The organism is Novosphingobium mangrovisedimenti (assembly GCF_025153475.1).
Classification (GTDB): domain Bacteria; phylum Pseudomonadota; class Alphaproteobacteria; order Sphingomonadales; family Sphingomonadaceae; genus Novosphingobium; species Novosphingobium mangrovi_A.
This window is the reverse complement of sequence record NZ_JANZXA010000009.1, coordinates 111,977-128,232: the sequence shown is the minus strand read 5'-3', so window position 1 is coordinate 128,232 and position 16,256 is coordinate 111,977. Positions and strand designations below refer to the sequence as shown.

The window sequence follows — 16,256 nt, the reverse complement described above, 5'->3', positions numbered from 1 at the left end:
TTTTGCGGTTTCCAGTCTCCAAATCGCAGAACGAATCGAATGAAAGGACCCGCGATGAGCGACACCCCGTCCACGATCCAGAACGACGAGGGCTCCCCCAAGGGCTTCGGCTGGAACGACTCGGCTGAACTGCACAAGTGCGAGGATGGCGGTGGCCTGTTCCATCGCTTCAAGACGATCCGACGCGGCACGATGGCCGAACTGGTCCACATCGTGATGGATCTGCCCGAGGAAAAGCAGCAGGACTACGCGATCCAGAAGGATGGCGACCGCCAGTTCAAGATCGGCGAGATCCGCAGCCTGTACCGCCGCTCGGACTATCCGGGCAGCGAGGGCTGAACGGGCGAGGCCTGACGGCATGACTGTCGGAATGAACATGGCTGCGATGCCGTTTGCATTCGATGCCGTCTGTCGGCCGCGCATAAGGGCTTTGCGATGAAGACGATCGCCGATTTCAGCGCCGTGCGTCCCGATGGCGAGACGGTGAGTCTCGCCGATCGGCTGGGGAAGGTCCTGCTGGTCGTCAATACCGCAAGCAAGTGCGGTTTCACGCCCCAATACAAGGGTCTGGAAGACCTCTGGCAGAAGTACGGCGAGCGCGGGTTCGAGGTGATCGCCTTCCCGTGCAACCAGTTCGGGGGGCAGGAGCCAGGCAGCGCGGACCAGATCGCCGAGTTCTGCGAGGTCAATTTCGGCCTCTCGTTTCCGTTGATGGCCAAGATCGACGTCAATGGACCGGACGCGACGGCGCTGTACGAATGGCTCAAGGACCAGGCGCCGGGCATCCTCGGCAGTAAATCCATCAAGTGGAACTTCACCAAGTTCCTGATCAGCCGCGAAGGCGTGGTGGTGCGTCGCTTCGCGCCGACCGACAAACCGGAAAGCCTAGAGAAGGACATCGAAGCCCTTCTCTGAGGCGCTTTTCCGTTTCCTGAAATTCAGTCGGCCAGATTGTCGAGATCGCCCGGGGCGATCCGGGCGACGGCCGACTTCAGCTCGTCGATGCTGTTGGCGGAGCCTTCGGCCTCGATAAGGAAGCGGTTGTTCACCATCCGGCCGAACTTGCCGCGTTCCGTCGTCGTGTTCCACGCTTCGGACTGCATCTGGCCGTCGACGGTTCCGGTCCTTTCGTAGCTGTCGGCATCTTCCTTCGATTGCTCGATCCCCATGGCAGCGCCCATGCCGGCAATGGCGCCCAGTCCATGAAGGTCGGCGATGCGCAGGTTGAAGCTCTTGTCACCCGCGGTGTAGCGGGCCTGCGCCGAGGTTCCGACGGCACCGGCCCCGACCGTTTCCAGCGAGGTGCGGGTGTAGGAGCCGATCGATTCGGGCAGGAGCCCCTTCAGGTCGCCCGCCGAGACCGCCTTCGTCTTGCCACTGGCGGCATCCTCGATCTGCTTGTTCATCTGTTCGATCTTGTCCGTGTCGATCGACCCGACGCCCGGCACGGTGATCGTGCCGCTGCCTTTCGTCCCGCCGGACGATGACGAGGAGGAGAACAGGGCGGGCCCCGCGAAGATGCCGGCCACGGACGCGGTGATGGTGGAGGCGATGATACCCAGCACGATCGCGCAAAGTACCGTCACGGCCGTATAGCCCAGGGCCTTGTCTCCCGGCACTTTCATCAGCACCGGCGCGCCTACGTAGAACAAGTAGAGGCTGTAGAGGCCGACGATGCCCAGCACCGAAAGCGCCGGGATCAGGCTGAAGATGCCGGCCAGCCAGCCTGCCGTCATGCTGTAGGCAACGAGCTTGAAGGCCCCGGTCTTGTTTTCGGAGCCGGCGAACTTGGGCGCGAGCATGTTGGCGATCCACGCCAGCACGAAGACGCCGATGATCGCCATGGCATAGCTCAGGATGGCGGAGGTCAGCCCCGACATCAGGCTGGGGCGGTATCGGACGAACAGGGCGCCGTAACCGAAGACCTGCCCGCCGATCAGCGTGGCGAGGGGACCAATGGCCGCGAGGGGCAGGACATAGCCTTTCAGTATGCTCGATGGCGTGTCGCTTTCGTCGGCAATGATCGGCCATTCCGTACCGGGTTTCAGGATGATCGCCTTAGCGCGTTCGACGAGCGGCTTGCCGCTCGCACTCGTGCCAGAGTCCATGGGTGCCCTCCTCTTTGTGTTCCCAAGAGGAGAGAAACACATTGAATGGTTCAATGCAAAGGCATTGACGGCATTTGTAATATTCTGGCGAGCCTTTGTGGCGCGGAAAAGTTGTGTGGCTGATTTTTTCTTTTTTTACATTACGCTGACGTTGGTCTGGATTTCCGCCGCAGGCGGCTGCGTGCAGGGCGCTGCTGAATCGATCACGACCGTTTGGTTCCGGCCGAGCCGCTTGGCCATGTAGAGGGCTCTGTCGGCTGCCTTGAATGCGTTTTCATGGTCGTGCACGTCTTCCAGCCGCGACAGGCCGATGCTGATCGTGCATCGGCGCGACAGGCTGCCGGCGCGATGGGAATGGCCTTCGTAGCGCTTGCGCATGGCTTCGGCCCGCTCGACGACCGCATCGTCCTGTCGCGCGGTAACGATGGCCGCGAATTCTTCTCCGCCCACGCGAAAGACATTGTTCGCGCCGAAGCAGTCGCGTGCGATCTTCGCCGTCTCGGCAATCACCACGTCGCCGAAGGCGTGGCCCAGCGCATCGTTGATCGACTTGAAGTTGTCGATATCGAGCACGGCCAGCGCGATGCTCCTTGCGGAATCGTGTTCTCGCTCGAGGTGCGCGATCCTGTCATCGAGGGCGCGTCGGTTGCCTATGCCTGTCAGCGGGTCGATCGAGGCGAGTTGATAGTGGCGTTCGGCCAGTTGTTCCCTGCCGAGTGCGGTCATGAAGACGCCGAGCAGCGAACCTTCGAGGACAATCAGGAAGTTGAACAGGGCGATGGACCAGACCTGGGTGTCCCCGGGGCCGAGGGGGGCCGGCAACCACAGCGCGAAAGGGCTGCGGATCAGATCGAAGGCGAAGAAGGCGGAAAAGATCCAGTAGAGCGTTGTGGCGGACGGCAGGCGCGGGCTGCGCATCCGGCCGAATTCTCGTGCAGCGAGGCCGTTGAAGGCCGCGAACAGCAGTACGCGCGGCAGCATCCGCAGTTCGGACATCGCATCGTCTGCGCCGAGCGTGCCGGAAAAGACGAGCACGGCGGTGCAGGGCAGCAGCACGGCCAGCGGTCTTGCGCGGCGTCCGCCCATGACCCGCGCCGCCAGCCATGCCGCGCCATAGACCAGCGTCAGTAAGAACCAGCCGAGCCGCAGCCCCCAGGGGCCGGGCAGAATGTCGGGATAGGTCAGCAGGACGCCCGCTGGCACAGCCATGCCGAAGGGCGCGAAGAGCCAGCTGCGCTGGCCGGGCCTGCCGTCCTTGAGCCAGGAAAGCCCAATCGCAATGGCCATAATGGCGGCGAGCGCGGTGCTGCACGCTGCTATGGTGGTTATGTCCGGCATGGTCCGATCGGCTGGTAACTGGAAACGCTGGGAAAAGCGATCATGATGCGGGGGCTGATCCGTTTCGCTGGGGGCTGGAAGCAGGCCTTGGTGCTTCTTTGTAGCGCAGCGGCTTTAACACTTCGTTCGTCGCGCGTGGTTTTGGCTTCCTTGATTCCCATGGTTACAAAATTCGGAGCATCTTGGATGGCGATCGCGCCGTTGGCGGGGCAGGGGGAATTTCCCCCGCTTTTCGCGAGGCGGACTTGATCGCCGGGGTGGGCGATGCCTAGATTTCAGCCATGTCGTTTGCCTCCTTCGTTCCGCTTCGCATCTTCTCCAGCTTCACCATGCTGGACGGTGCGATCGACCCCAAGGCGGCGGCCAAGCTGGCGAAGGAACGCAAGTTTCCCGCCGCCGCCATTTGCGACCGCAATGGGCTCTACGGCGCGCCGACATTCGCGCAGGCGTGCCAGGGCGTGGGCGTGCAGCCGATCGTCGGCACTTTCCTGGCGGTTGTCAGGCCCGGAGCGGCGGTTCAGGGGCAGGATCGGCCGATCGACTGGCTGGCGCTGTTCGCCCAGAACGAGCAGGGCTGGATGAACCTGTGCCACCACGTCAGCCGCGCGCACCTCGATCGGCCGCTGGAACTCGATCCGCATGTCGAGATCGAGAGCCTGCGCGGGTACACCGATGGCCTGATCTGCCTGACAGGCGGCAACGAAGGCGCGCTGGCGCGGCTCTATGCCGATGAGCGACCGGAAGAGGCGGAGCGTTATTGCGACCAGCTTCAGGCGCTGTTCGGCGACCGGCTCTATATCGAAATCACGCGTACCGGAGAGCCTGAGGAAGACGCGAGCGAGGAAGACCTGATCACGCTCGCCTACGCGCGCGACATCCCGCTCGTCGCCAGCAATCCGGCGCAATATGCCGAGAGCACGTTCCACGCCGCGCACGATGCGATGCTGTGCATCGCCAATTCGACGCAGGTCGATGCCGCAGAGCGGCCGCGCTCGTCCTCGGAACGTTGGGTGAAGCCGATCGCGGTGATGGAGGAGCTGTTCTCCGATCTGCCCGAGGCGATGGCGAACACGCTCGTCGTGGCCCAGCGCTGCGCCTATGCGCCGCCCAAGCGCCGGCCACTGCTGCCCAGCCTTGCCGGTGATATCGAGGGCGAGCAGCGCATGCTGGTCGACGATTCGCGCCGTGGCCTTGCTCGACGCCTGCTGCCCTATTGGCCCGAAGTCACCGAGGACGAGCTCGACGCGGCGATGGCGCTGAAGGGCGACGAACGCGTCGCGGCCTACGAGGTGCTGCGCGAGAAGGGCGTGACCGAGGATTTCCTCGACTATGCCAAACGCCTCGACTTCGAGACCGACATCATCATCTCGATGGGCTTTCCCGGCTACTTCCTGATCGTTGCCGACTTCATCAAGTGGGCCAAGGACAATGGCATCCCGGTGGGGCCGGGGCGTGGTTCGGGCGCGGGCTCGCTGGTCGCCTGGGCGCTGACCATCACCGACCTCGACCCGCTCAAGCTGGGCCTGCTGTTCGAACGCTTCCTCAACCCGGAACGAGTCTCGATGCCCGACTTCGACATCGACTTCTGCGAAACCCGGCGCGGCGAAGTGATCCGCTACGTGCAGCGCAAGTATGGGCACGATCACGTCGCGCAGATCATCACCTTCGGCAAGATGAAGGCCCGCGCCGTGCTGCGCGACTGCGGGCGCATCCTGCAGATGGGCTATGGCCGCGTCGATGGCCTGTGCAAGATGGTGCCCAACCATCCCACCGACCCGTGGAATCTCGACGAAGCGCTGAACGGCCGCAAGGCGCACGGCGTCACCAAGGACCCGCCTGTCGCCGAATTCCGCCGCGAATACGATACCGATCCCGAAGTGAAGCGGATGGTGGACCTCGCCGTCCAGCTCGAGGGCCTGCCGCGCAACTCCTCGACACACGCTGCGGGCGTCGTCATCGGCGACCGTCCGCTCGCCCAACTGGTCCCGCTCTACCGCGATCCGCGTTCCGACATGCCGGTGACGCAGTTCGACATGAAGCACGTGGAGGACACCGGGCTCGTCAAGTTCGACTTTCTCGGCCTCAAGACGCTGTCGGTGCTGCGCAAGGCGACCGACCTGCTCGAACGGCGCGGGATCACGATCGACCTGTCCACGCTCAAATGGGATGATACGGGCGTCTACGAGTTGCTCAAGCGCGGCGATACCGTCGGTGTGTTCCAGCTGGAATCGGAAGGCATGCGCCGCACGCTGGCGGCCGTGAAGCCGACCAATTTCGGCGACATCATTGCGCTCGTCTCGCTTTACCGCCCGGGCCCGATGGACAACATCCCGCTCTTCGGCCGCCGCAAGAACGGGCTGGAAGAGATCGTCTATCCGCACGAGAAGCTGGAGCCGATCCTTGCCGAGACCTACGGCATCTTCGTCTACCAGGAACAGGTGATGCAGGCCGCGCAGGTCCTTGCCGGCTACTCGCTCGGCGGCGCGGACATGCTGCGCCGCGCGATGGGCAAGAAGAAGAAGGAGGAGATGGACCAGCAGCGCGCGATCTTCGTGAAGGGCTGCAAGGAAAACTCCGGCATCGATGCCCCCAAGGCCAACGAACTGTTCGACTTGATCGACAAGTTCGCGGGCTACGGCTTCAACAAGTCGCACGCCGCCGCCTACGCACTGCTGGCCTATCACACCGCCTGGCTGAAGGCGCATTATCCGCACGAATTCTACGCTGCGGCCATGTGCTTCGATATGCATCAGTCGGAAAAGCTGGCGGTTTTCGTGGACGATGCGCGCCGCAACGGCATTGAACTTGCGGCGCCCGACATGAACCGCTCCGAGGCCGAATTCATCGTCGAGGAAACCACCGAGAGCCATGCGGTGCGCTATGCGCTGGCGGGGCTGCGCAACGTCGGTGAAAAGGCGATGGACATGATCGTCGAAGAGCGGCAGGCCAACGGCCCGTTCGCGGATCTCGACGACGTGTTCCGCCGTGCGCCGGCCGGCTCGATGAACCGGCGCCAGCTCGAAAGCCTGGCCGCAGCCGGCGCCTTCGACAGCCTCGAACCGAACAGGGCCAAGGTGCTCGCCAATGCCGATACCCTGCTGGCCGAGGCGGATCGTTCATCGCGCGAGCGCAATTCGGACCAGAACAGCCTGTTCGGCGGCGACGACCATGCAGAGCAGGGCCTGCGCCTCGTCGAGTGCGAATCCTGGAGCCGCATGGACCAGATGGCGAAGGAGCGCGAAGTCTTCGGCTTCTATTTTGCCGCGCACCCGGTCGAACAGTTCCGCGCGGTTGCCTCGTCCAACGGCGCGCGGACCTATTCCAGCCTGATGGCGGGCGGCGCCGGTGGCGGGCGCACAGGTGCGGTGATGGCGGCGATGGTGGAGAACGTCCAGAAGCGAAAGACCCGCAAGGGCAAGGACTTCGTCATGGCGGACTTCTCCGATTCCTCGGGTAACTTCTCGGCCTGCTGTTTCGAGGAAAGCCAGGTCGAAAGCTTCGTGAAGTGGGCGAAGGAAAGCGCCTGCGTCCTGCTCAATGTCGAACTCGACAGCCCCAGCCCGGAGGAGCCGCCGCGCGTTACCGTTCGCGGGGCGCGCCCGCTGGCCGAAGTGACGGCCGATGCGCGCATGTTGCTCAAGCTGGAGATCGACAGGGTCGAGGCGGTGCAGGAACTCGCGCTGTTGCTGCGCCCCGGTGCGAAGGGAGCTGGCGAAGTGATCGCGACGCTGAAACTCGATGGCGGACGGATCCAGAAAGTCCGGCTGGGACGCGACTTTGCCCTCGACGGGGAATTCGTCGAGCAGCTGGCGAATGTCGAGGGGCTTGCGATCGGCGAGTTCAAGGCCAAGCGCGGCCCTGAGCGCATGCAGCGGGCCGCATAGGCAAGGGGCTCTGGTCAGAGCATCTCAGCTCTCGCGGGATCGGTGACCGGGTGCAGCCCTGGCGTGAGGTGCCGTTCGTCGCGGCGTGAGCCCGTGGTGCCGATCCTGCGCTGCGGGCTGGCCTGACAAGCTGGTCGGTCATAATATTTGCTGATTCGAAAAGTGCACATGGCGGCCTGCCGCCGCGGGAGAGATGCACGATGCTTGGGACGATGCAGGATTGGGAAATGCGCGTGTCGGGATTGCTCGATCATGCCGCGCGCGAGCATTCCGGACGGGAGATCGTCAGCCGCTGGGCCGATGGCAGCACGACACGCACCGACTGGCAGGGGATACGCCGGGACGCATTGAAGATGGTGCAGGCGCTGCGCCGTCTGGAAATCTATCCGGAGGACCGTGTAGCGACCCTGGCGATGAACCATGCACGCCATCTGGTGGCCTGGTTCGGTTCCACCGGCGCCGGATGCGTCCTGCACACGATCAATCCGCGCCTGTTCGATGACCAGCTGGACTATATCGTCAACGACGCGCGCGACCGCGTGTTGATCTACGATGCTGCCTTTCAGCCGATCGTCGACCGGATGAAACCCCGCTGGCCGACGATCGAGCACTACATCTGCTTCGATGCGGGCGAGCATGCCGCATCGTTCGAAGACTGGATCGGCGTTGAGGACGGCCATGCCTTCTGGACTCCGGGAGACGAGCGCCAGCCCTGCATGCTGTGTTACACCAGTGGTACCACCGGACACCCCAAGGGCGTGCTCTATTCGCACCGTTCGAACGTGTTGCATGCGCTGACGGTGGTCGCCCCTTCGTGCATGGGCCTCGAACCGCGATCCTGCGTGCTGCCCGCGGTCCCGATGTTCCATGCCAACAATTGGGGGCTCCCGTGGGCCAGCGCCGCGACGGGTGCGAAGATGGTCTATAGCCAGGTCAATGATCCGGCGGCGCTGTGCGCTCTCATGTCGTCGGAAAAGGTCAGCCATGTCGGCGGAGTACCGACCGTGTGGTTCTCGCTTTTCCAGCATCTGGACGAGACCGACGGCACGATGCCGCCGATCCGGGTGGCGCTGTCGGGCGGGTCGGCAGTGCCGCCCGCCGTCGTCGAGCGATTGATGCGCGCCGGCGTGCGGGTGATGCAGGCCTGGGGCATGACCGAGACGTCCCCCATCGCGACGGTCACCTGGGAGCCGGCGGAGTGGGATGACATGAGCTTCGAGGAGCAGGTCGCCTACAAGAGCAGGCAGGGCAGGACGCTCTATGGAAGCGAGGTCCGCGTGGTCTCGCTCGACGACCCGGTGGTCGAATTGGCGCACGATGGCATCACGTCCGGTGCGCTGCATGTGCGCGGTCCCTGGACGATCAGGCGCTATTTCGGGGAAACCGACGATGCCGTCGGACGCGGGCAGTGGTTCGATACCGGGGATGTCGCGACGATCTTGCCCGACAGAACCCTTCGGCTGACCGACCGGACCAAGGATGTCATCAAGTCGGGCGGCGAATGGATCAGTTCGGTCGAACTCGAAAACGCGGCGGTCAGTCACCCCGACGTACTGGAAGCCGCTGCGATCGGCGTGCCGCATCCCCGGTGGGACGAACGGCCGCTCCTGATTGTCGTCCGGCGTCCCGGGGCGGCACTGTCGCAGGAGGACCTGCGTACGTACCTTGAGCCAAGCGTGCCGAAGTGGTGGTTGCCCGAAGCGGTCGAATTCGTCGATGCCATTCCCCACACGGGAACGGGGAAGATCAGCAAGAAGGACCTGCGCGTCCGGTTCCGCGATTACAGGCTTCCGGCCTAGGAGGCGCCTGATGGGCGTGTTCGGGGTGTATCGAGGTCCGAAACGCCGAGGGCGTCTTTCATTGCCAAAAGTGCCCCCGCCGGAGCGGGGGCATAGGTATCAGGATAGCGATAGCCATCCTTCGGGTCGCGTCATCTCGCTTCCACGGATCATGGAAAAGGTATAGTCTAAGATATAACTCTATATTATAGACCTAAATCGATGACATCATCTCACTTCCGGTCCATTGCATTAGGGAAGGATACCTCGAAGGCGTCGCGGAATGATGGCGCTATACCTGCGGGAAAGTATCGGGAGATCATCAAGCGAGCCGAATCTAAGCTGGGTTTGAAGGTTCTTACGCCCGAATACGAGGTGGCTTCATTTTTCTTCGATGCCCATCGGATCACACCGCTTGAGATGCAGGGGCAGTTCAGCGGTTCCAGTGCCAGCCTCTTCAAGATACTGAAAGCGCTGGAGGCGAGGGGGGTATTGCGAACTGAGGTGAATTCCTCGGATCGGAGAAGCAAGTTCTATTGTCTTTCGGACAAGGCACTGGGGGCTTTGCATAAGCAGTGGGGTCAATATAAAGAGCATGGAGCTGTAACTGCCTATGCTCCGGACGATAATAGTGACCTTATGCATCATTATACAAAGACAATATCAGAGAATCTGAAGGTTAAGCAGTTCACCTGCGATTTTCAGATACTGGTGTATATTTATTCAAGTCCGGGTCTTGCTAGTGTTCGATTTCATGATCTTGTCGATGTTTCGCAAGCAAAATTCAACACCAGCTTGCTGTGTTTGAAAAATATGGGGCTTATTTACCACGCACTGTCGCCCGCAGACCGAAGGCGCAAGCTGTATTACCTGTCGGATCAAAGCATCGAAATACTCGACGAAATGACAAGGGGCATATTTCTGTGGCTGGATTCCCAGCCGGAGTTTCTTACTGCGCTGCAGCCGAAAGCGTTATAAACTGGGTCAGATTGAGGCAATAAAATGGCCTAGAGCATTGCAATCCCGTCTCGTTGGGATATGCATGCCGCACCGAGATTCTGCAGACACAGAAGCATCGGGTCGCAAATGGTGGCGTGGAGTGTTTCTCCATGGATTGCATGTTTGAGCCAGCATTCCACGCCACTTTGCTATTGATTGGAATTTGCAGTCAGCGTGATTGCCCCAGTGCAACCGGGCAATCAGTCCGGATTTACCTTCTTTGCGGCATTCTGGGCCGCATTGCCGACTTTCGACGCGGCTTGGCCGACATCGCTTGCAGCCTCTGCAATGGCGTTGTCCTTGTCGTTCCTGTCCGGGGAGGTCAGGCCGACGAGGTACATGGTGCTGAGCACGGCGATCAGCAGCAGAAGGGCCATCAGTATTCCCATGCCGCCGCCCGATTCCGCCGTTGCGCGGATCGCCGCAGTGCGGGCGGCCGGCGCTGGTTGGGCCGGATGTTCAGTGGATGTGCTTTCCTCTGCCATTTTCGGTTCCTGTTCAACTTGCAGATGCAGCCCGGTGGCGCATGCGGGCGTTCGGATGCTTTCGGGGACCGGTAGCTTGCCTGTCAACGGTCGCGATAGGCGGGCGGTCGCTTTTCGCGGAAAGCGGCGACGCCCTCGGCGAAATCCTCGCTCATCAGCATCATCACCTGCTGGCGGTCCTCCACGGCCATGGCATCGGAGAGCGACCGGGCATCGAGGTTGCGGTTCAGCGCTTCCTTGGTGAGGCGCAGGCCCATCGGGGCATTGGCGACCATTTCGCCGGCCAGTTCGAGCCCCTTGTCGAGCAGGCTTTCGGCCGGAACCACTTCGCTCAGCAAACCGCAGGCCAGCGCCTTTTCGGCGCTCATGAAGCGGCCGGTGAGGATATATTCCGAAGCCACCGAGGCACCGACGAGGCGCGGCAGGAAATAGCTGCAACCCAGATCGCAACCGCCCAAGCCGACCTTGATGTAGGCCGCGTCCATTTTCAGGTTCGGCGCACCGTAGCGCACGTCGCAGGCGAGCAGCATGGAAAAGCCCGCCCCGCAGGCCGCGCCGTGGCCGAGCCCGATGATCGGCTGCGGACAGGCGCGCATCAGTTCGAGCAACCCGGCGATGGCGCGCTGCAGCCGCCAGTAGTGCTGCAATTCCCCGCGCGAGCCATCATTCTCCCAGCCCGCAAGGTCCAGCCCGGCGCAGAAGGCGCGGCCCTCGGCGCGCAGGATCACCGCGCGCACGTCGAGCCGCTCGGCCAGCCCGGCGAAATAGTCGCGCAGCGCGAAGGTCAGGGGCTCGTCGAAAGTGTTGAGCGCGTCCGGACGGTTGAGCGTGAGCACCTCGATCGCACCATCTCGCTCGATCTGGATTCGATTCTCAGGCACCCGCGTTCCTCCGTCATGGCTCTCGTTCTGGCCCTGCCATACAGGGCGCGCCGCCCGCCCGCCAATCACCGGGCGGCAATCGTGCTTGAACGCTATAGCAGCGAGAGCTGCCCATCGAGCGAGGGACGGCGGAAGACTGTGCAGTCCAGTTCCTCGTCGGGGCCGGTGATGCCCAGCCGGTGCGCCGCGACGCGGAAACGGCGACGGAACAGGTCTGCCCAGACGCCGTTCGGCTTCATCCGGGTGAAGAATTCTGGATCGTTGTCGCGCCCGCCGCGCATCGACTGGATCGTCGCCATGACCTTGCCGGAGCGGTCGGGGAAATGGGTGTCCAGCCACTCGCGGAACAGCGGGGCGACTTCATGGGGCAGGCGGATCATGATCCACGTCGCCGCGCGCACGCCTTGCTCCGATGCCGCGGACAGGATGCCTTCCAGGAAGCTGTCGGTGATCGAGGGGATGACCGGGGCGATCGAGACATGTGCCGGCACGCCCGCGCGCACCAGCGTGCCGAGCGCCGCTATCCGCTTGGCCGGCGATGCCGCGCGCGGTTCCAGCAGGCGCGAGAGGTGCGGGTCGAGGCTCGTCACCGAAATACCCACGCACGTGAGGCGCCGGCGCGCCAGTTCCTCCAGCAGGTCGAGATCGCGCAGCACCCGGTCGGACTTGGTGGTCACCGTCACCGGATGGCGCGTTTCGAGGCACAATTCGAGGACCTGCCGGGTGATGCGATAGCGTACCTCGATCGGCTGGTAGGGATCGGTATTGGTGCCCATGGCGATCGGGGCAGGGCGGTAGCCGCGCTTCGCCATCGTCTCGCGCAGCAGTCGCGCGGCATCGGGCTTGGCGAAGAGTCTGGTCTCGAAGTCGAGGCCCGGCGAGAGATCGTGCCAAGCATGGCTGGGGCGCGCGTAGCAATAGATGCAGCCGTGCTCACACCCGCGATAGGCATTCACCGAACGGTCGAAGGGAATGTCGGGCGACTGGTTGAACGAGAGGATCGAGCGCGGATGTTCCTCGGTGACTGTCGTTGCAGGCGCACGAACGGCTCCGTCGATCGTCTCGACGCTGTCGAGCCAGTCGCCGTCCTGCTCGCGCGTGGGCAGGTTGAAGCGCGCGCTGACCGCGCCGCTGACTGCTCCTCTACCCTTGATTGCTGACATGGAGCAATTAGAACATAATAAGAACAAATGGTCAATCGGACCGGGCCGTTGCTGCGGGAATGCGCGAGTGCCCGTGGAGACAGCCCGTTCCGGTTGATCTTGCGCGGCGCGGCTCGTAGTCCTGACCGGGAAGGGGACCATAATGGCAGGTGCACCGCGCAGGGTGGGAGCCGAGACTTCGGCGACCCGGGCGCTTATTGTCGAAGCAACGGCGCAGTTGATCCGGGACGAAGGCTATGCCGCCGTCAGTACGCGGCGCGTGGCGGCGCGCGCGGGGCTGAAACCGTCGCTGGTCCATTACTATTTCCCGACCACCGACGATCTGCTCGTCGAAGTCTCGCGCCAGGGCGCCGTGGACAGCGACCGGATGATCGAGGAGGCGCTGGCCTCCGACGATCCGCTGCGCGCGCTCTGGGATTTCTTCGTCGATACCAGCCGCACCGCGATGGCGCTGGAATTCATGGCCATGGCCAACCACCGCGAGGCCGTGCGCAAGTACATGGCCGAGCACAGCGAGACGATGCGCGCGCGGCAGGTGGAGATCCTCAAGCACATTCTGGGCGACCGCATCGCGCGGCTGGAAGGCTTCGATCCGGCCGGGCTCACCGTGGTCCTTGCCGGCATCGGCCGCGCGATCGTGATGGAGGAGGGGCTTGGCGTGAAGACCGGCCATGCCGAGGCGATGAAGATCGTCGAGACCTGGCTAGAGAAACTTGCGCCAGATCAAAGCTAGCATAGCTGAACGAAGGCATGGTTCCGGCCGATGGGGCTGAACGAGTGTTCAGCACGCAGCCCCGAGCAGCGATCTGGGAGTTCATGCCGTGAGCGAAGTCATTGAAAAGACCCGTCTGAAGTACGAGCGCATCAAGCCGAAGGTCGGCGCGCGCATCCTCAATTCGAGGGAAGAAATCCTCTCCGGCGAACTCTCCGAAGAGATTCGCGAGCTGCTGGAGGAAGTCGGGGTCCTGGTCTTTCCGAAGATCGATTTCACCGATGAGGAGCAGGTGAAGTTCACCAATTCGGTGGGCGGCAATGCCGAGGAAATCCGCGGCGAGCAGGTGTTCAAGATCTCGCTCGACAAGAACGTGAACAAGGAAGCGGTCGAGTACCTCAAGGGCTCGCTGTTCTGGCACGTCGACGGCACGATGAACCGCATCCCGATTCGCGGCTCGGTGCTGTCGAGCAAGGTTCTGCCGACCTGGGGCGGCAATACCGAATTCGCCAACTGCTACACCGCCTACGACGATCTGCCGCAGGAAACCAAGGACAAGATCGAGAACCTGCGCGTGGTTCACTCGATGTGGGTTTCGCAGCTTTATCACTGCCCCGAACCGACGCTGGCCCAGCTCGAAGACTGGATGAGCAAGGGCGAGGACGGCACCGGCGAGCGCGAGCTGCCGCTGGTCTACAAGCACGCCTCGGACCGCAAGTCGCTGATCTTGGGCAACACGGCGGAACGCGTCGTGGGCATGTCGAGCCAGGAAAGCGCCAAGCTGCTGCACGGCTTGCGCGAACACGCCACCAGCGAACCCTATCACTATGCGCACGAATGGAACGTGGGCGATGCGGTGATGTGGGACAACACCGGCACGCTCCACCGCGCCATGCCCTATGATCCCGATTGCGGCCGCATGCTCCACCGCACGATCATCAAGGGCGAAAGCTGGGGCTGATCCCGCAGCCTTTCCGCCCGTCCCGCAGGCAAGGCGGGATAGTGTGAAAAATGATGGCCGCCGCAGCGATGAGTTGCGGCGGCCATACTCATTTCGGGTCGAGGCACTTATATGGGCATGGACCGTCATTTCGCGCCTTGTTCCGATGGATCGGGAACGTGCGGTACAGGCAGCTTTGCCGATCATGTTGATCGGGCTCGGCCCCTCTTGACCCGCGACGCGCATTGGCGGAGAGTTGGAAACATAGTTCTCGCCCCAGTATCCGGGAGTATTTGCAATGTCGGTCGCCACTGAGACCAAGCTTCGCACCGAAAACATCAAGCCGAAGATCGGCAGCCGCGTCCTCAACTCGAAGGAAGAGCTTCTGTCCGGCGAACTCGCCGCCGAGCTGCGCGACCTGATCGAGCAGCGCGGCGTGCTGGTGTTCCCGAAGATCGACTTCACCGAGGACGAGCAGATCGCCTTTACCAAGACGCTGGGCAACTACGCTCCGGAAAACCCGGACGGTTCGGTCAGCAAGATCACGCTCGACGTGAAGGAAAACCCCTCGGCCGCCGAATACCTCAAGGGTTCGCTCTACTGGCACATCGACGGCACCCGCAATGACGTGCCGATCCTGGCCTCGCTGCTGACCTGCAAGGTGCCGAGCCCCAAGGGCACCGGCAACACCGGCTTTTCGAACACCTATGCCGCCTATGACGACCTGAGCGACGAGCAGAAGGCGGAATACGACGACCTCAAGGTTCTCCACGCCCCCTGGGCCTCGCTGTTCTACTACGAGCCGGAGCCAGGCCTCGCCAAGCTCAAGGGCATGCAGGCGATTGGCGAAAAGGTGCTGCCGCTGGTGTGGGAGCACAAGTCGGGCCGCAAGTCGCTGGTGCTGGGCTGCACCTCGCACCACGTGCTCGACGTGCCTTATGGCAAGAGCGCCGAGATCATCCATGGCCTGCGCGAATGGGCGACCGGCCCGGACTTCACCTACAGCCATGAATGGGAAGCCGGCGACCTCGTGATGTGGGACAACACCGGCACGATGCACCGCGCCGAGTGGTACGATCCCGAGTGTGGCCGCATGATGCTGCGCACCAAGCTCGAGGGCGAGGAGCCCTGGGCGGAATAATTCCGCGCCTTTCCAAGGCTGGGTACGAAAAGCCCGCCCTCCGCAAGGATTGGCGGGCTTTCGATTCCGTGGGAGAGGGTCGTGTCGATCGCCTATACGGTATCGAGAATGTAGCCGCACGAACGGACCGTTCGGGGCACGTGGGGCACGTCATGGGCGCGCAACGTACCGCGCAGGCGGCTCATCCAGACATCTACGGTGCGCTCGTCGTTCACGTCCTGGCTCTTGCCGAGCACGCCGATCAGGTTGCCGCGCGTGAAGACCCGGTCGGGATGTCGGACGAAATGCGCCAGCAGGCGGAATTCGTTGACTTTCAGCGGCAGTGGTTCGCCACGAAAGCGTACCAGATAGGCGTTGGTATCCACCGCCATTTCGCCCAGGACCATGACCGGATCTTCCGGCGGGGTCAGTGCCACGCGGTAGGTCTTCATCCGTTCGACAAGGCTTTGGGGGTCGAGGGGGCCGATGATGTAGTCGTCGGCACCGGCGGCCAGCGCACGCAATTGCATCTGCTCGTCCTGCCCCGGCAATACCATCGAGATCCGCGCCTTCTCTCCGAGACCCGAGGCGCGCAGCAGCCGGACGAGCTGTATGCCCGCCATCGCGGGAAGCAGCCAGTCGATGAATATCCATGTCGTGTCGTCGAATGCCTGGTTCAGCAGACTGTCCGAGTCCACGATCTGTACCTGGATGCTGTAGAAGAGGTCGGAAATCGAATTGATCAGATCCAGCCCACCCGAAGTGAGTAGAAGTCGGTTGAGTTTCAACATGAGGTATTCCGGCGGCTATGTGCGCAGATGCACCTGACTGAGACGCCATGCGGCGAA

Annotated in this window: 14 protein-coding genes; 8 read left to right on the top strand and 6 right to left on the bottom strand. The window is 62.9% G+C overall.

What is annotated here, in order from left to right; genetic code table 11:
• The first annotated feature begins 54 nt into the window (after window positions 1-54).
• Both NZK81_RS14035 and NZK81_RS14030 read left to right on the top strand, forming a co-directional pair.
• Window positions 55-339, top strand: a complete 285-nt coding sequence (locus NZK81_RS14035; RefSeq protein ID WP_260046767.1) for a hypothetical protein — start codon at window positions 55-57, stop codon at window positions 337-339.
• A 96-nt stretch (window positions 340-435) separates the two neighbouring features.
• The gene (locus tag NZK81_RS14030) at window positions 436-915 is read left to right on the top strand and encodes a glutathione peroxidase (protein WP_260046766.1); all 480 of its coding nucleotides are present in this window, start codon (window positions 436-438) and stop codon (window positions 913-915) included.
• Between the two features lie 23 nt (window positions 916-938).
• On the opposite strand, the gene NZK81_RS14025 is transcribed toward NZK81_RS14030, so the two are convergent.
• Entirely contained in the window at window positions 939-2,108 is a 1,170-nt protein-coding gene (locus tag NZK81_RS14025; RefSeq protein WP_260046765.1) for a Yip1 family protein, read from the bottom strand.
• Between the two features lie 135 nt (window positions 2,109-2,243).
• Window positions 2,244-3,446: a GGDEF domain-containing protein gene (locus NZK81_RS14020; RefSeq protein WP_260046764.1), complete on the bottom strand. Its 1,203-nt coding sequence runs from the start codon at window positions 3,444-3,446 to the stop codon at window positions 2,244-2,246.
• Between the two features lie 281 nt (window positions 3,447-3,727).
• Between NZK81_RS14020 and dnaE the strand changes: the two genes are divergently transcribed.
• The 3 genes from dnaE (at window position 3,728) to NZK81_RS14005 (ending at window position 10,086) form a co-directional block, all read left to right on the top strand.
• The gene (gene dnaE, locus NZK81_RS14015) at window positions 3,728-7,330 is read left to right on the top strand and encodes a DNA polymerase III subunit alpha (RefSeq protein WP_260046763.1); all 3,603 of its coding nucleotides are present in this window, start codon (window positions 3,728-3,730) and stop codon (window positions 7,328-7,330) included.
• Window positions 7,331-7,530: 200 nt separating this feature from the next.
• Window positions 7,531-9,129: a long-chain fatty acid--CoA ligase gene (locus NZK81_RS14010; RefSeq protein WP_260046762.1), complete on the top strand. Its 1,599-nt coding sequence runs from the start codon at window positions 7,531-7,533 to the stop codon at window positions 9,127-9,129.
• A gap of 201 nt (window positions 9,130-9,330) precedes the next feature.
• Entirely contained in the window at window positions 9,331-10,086 is a 756-nt protein-coding gene (locus tag NZK81_RS14005; RefSeq protein ID WP_260046760.1) for a hypothetical protein, read from the top strand.
• A gap of 221 nt (window positions 10,087-10,307) precedes the next feature.
• Here the strand turns inward: NZK81_RS14005 and NZK81_RS14000 are convergent, their stop codons facing one another.
• The 3 genes from NZK81_RS14000 to NZK81_RS13990 form a co-directional block, all read right to left on the bottom strand.
• Window positions 10,308-10,592, bottom strand: coding sequence for a hypothetical protein (locus tag NZK81_RS14000; protein ID WP_260046759.1), 285 nt, complete (start codon window positions 10,590-10,592; stop codon window positions 10,308-10,310).
• Between the two features lie 83 nt (window positions 10,593-10,675).
• Entirely contained in the window at window positions 10,676-11,473 is a 798-nt protein-coding gene (locus NZK81_RS13995; RefSeq protein ID WP_260046757.1) for an enoyl-CoA hydratase/isomerase family protein, read from the bottom strand.
• 92 nt (window positions 11,474-11,565) lie between these two features.
• Window positions 11,566-12,636 (bottom strand): PA0069 family radical SAM protein, encoded by a 1,071-nt coding sequence (locus NZK81_RS13990; protein WP_260046755.1) that lies wholly within the window; start codon window positions 12,634-12,636, stop codon window positions 11,566-11,568.
• Between the two features lie 142 nt (window positions 12,637-12,778).
• On the opposite strand from NZK81_RS13990, the gene NZK81_RS13985 reads away from it, so the two are divergent.
• The 3 genes from NZK81_RS13985 (at window position 12,779) to NZK81_RS13975 (ending at window position 15,429) form a co-directional block, all read left to right on the top strand.
• Window positions 12,779-13,369: a TetR/AcrR family transcriptional regulator gene (locus NZK81_RS13985; RefSeq protein ID WP_260046754.1), complete on the top strand. Its 591-nt coding sequence runs from the start codon at window positions 12,779-12,781 to the stop codon at window positions 13,367-13,369.
• An 88-nt stretch (window positions 13,370-13,457) separates the two neighbouring features.
• A complete protein-coding gene (locus NZK81_RS13980; RefSeq protein WP_260046753.1) occupies window positions 13,458-14,309 on the top strand; it encodes a TauD/TfdA dioxygenase family protein in 852 nt (283 codons plus the stop codon).
• 277 nt (window positions 14,310-14,586) lie between these two features.
• Window positions 14,587-15,429, top strand: coding sequence for a TauD/TfdA dioxygenase family protein (locus NZK81_RS13975; RefSeq protein WP_260046752.1), 843 nt, complete (start codon window positions 14,587-14,589; stop codon window positions 15,427-15,429).
• Window positions 15,430-15,521: 92 nt separating this feature from the next.
• Here NZK81_RS13975 and NZK81_RS13970 read toward each other — a convergent pair whose 3' ends face one another.
• Window positions 15,522-16,199 (bottom strand): response regulator transcription factor, encoded by a 678-nt coding sequence (locus NZK81_RS13970; RefSeq protein WP_260046751.1) that lies wholly within the window; start codon window positions 16,197-16,199, stop codon window positions 15,522-15,524.
• Window positions 16,200-16,256: the final 57 nt, after the last annotated feature.

Bases quoted from the DNA above. Each gene is read 5' to 3' on its own strand.
- NZK81_RS13970 (WP_260046751.1), bottom strand. From the start codon at position 16,199: ATGTTGAAACTCAACCGACTTCTACTCACTTCGGGTGGGCTGGATCTG.
- NZK81_RS13990 (WP_260046755.1), bottom strand. From the start codon at position 12,636: ATGTCAGCAATCAAGGGTAGAGGAGCAGTCAGCGGCGCGGTCAGCGCG.
- NZK81_RS14025 (WP_260046765.1), bottom strand. From the start codon at position 2,108: ATGGACTCTGGCACGAGTGCGAGCGGCAAGCCGCTCGTCGAACGCGCT.
- NZK81_RS14035 (WP_260046767.1), top strand. From the start codon at position 55: ATGAGCGACACCCCGTCCACGATCCAGAACGACGAGGGCTCCCCCAAG.
- NZK81_RS14005 (WP_260046760.1), top strand. From the start codon at position 9,331: ATGACATCATCTCACTTCCGGTCCATTGCATTAGGGAAGGATACCTCG.
- NZK81_RS13975 (WP_260046752.1), top strand. From the start codon at position 14,587: ATGTCGGTCGCCACTGAGACCAAGCTTCGCACCGAAAACATCAAGCCG.
- NZK81_RS13985 (WP_260046754.1), top strand. From the start codon at position 12,779: ATGGCAGGTGCACCGCGCAGGGTGGGAGCCGAGACTTCGGCGACCCGG.
- NZK81_RS14000 (WP_260046759.1), bottom strand. From the start codon at position 10,592: ATGGCAGAGGAAAGCACATCCACTGAACATCCGGCCCAACCAGCGCCG.
- dnaE (WP_260046763.1), top strand. From the start codon at position 3,728: ATGTCGTTTGCCTCCTTCGTTCCGCTTCGCATCTTCTCCAGCTTCACC.
- NZK81_RS14020 (WP_260046764.1), bottom strand. From the start codon at position 3,446: ATGCCGGACATAACCACCATAGCAGCGTGCAGCACCGCGCTCGCCGCC.
- NZK81_RS14030 (WP_260046766.1), top strand. From the start codon at position 436: ATGAAGACGATCGCCGATTTCAGCGCCGTGCGTCCCGATGGCGAGACG.
- NZK81_RS14010 (WP_260046762.1), top strand. From the start codon at position 7,531: ATGCTTGGGACGATGCAGGATTGGGAAATGCGCGTGTCGGGATTGCTC.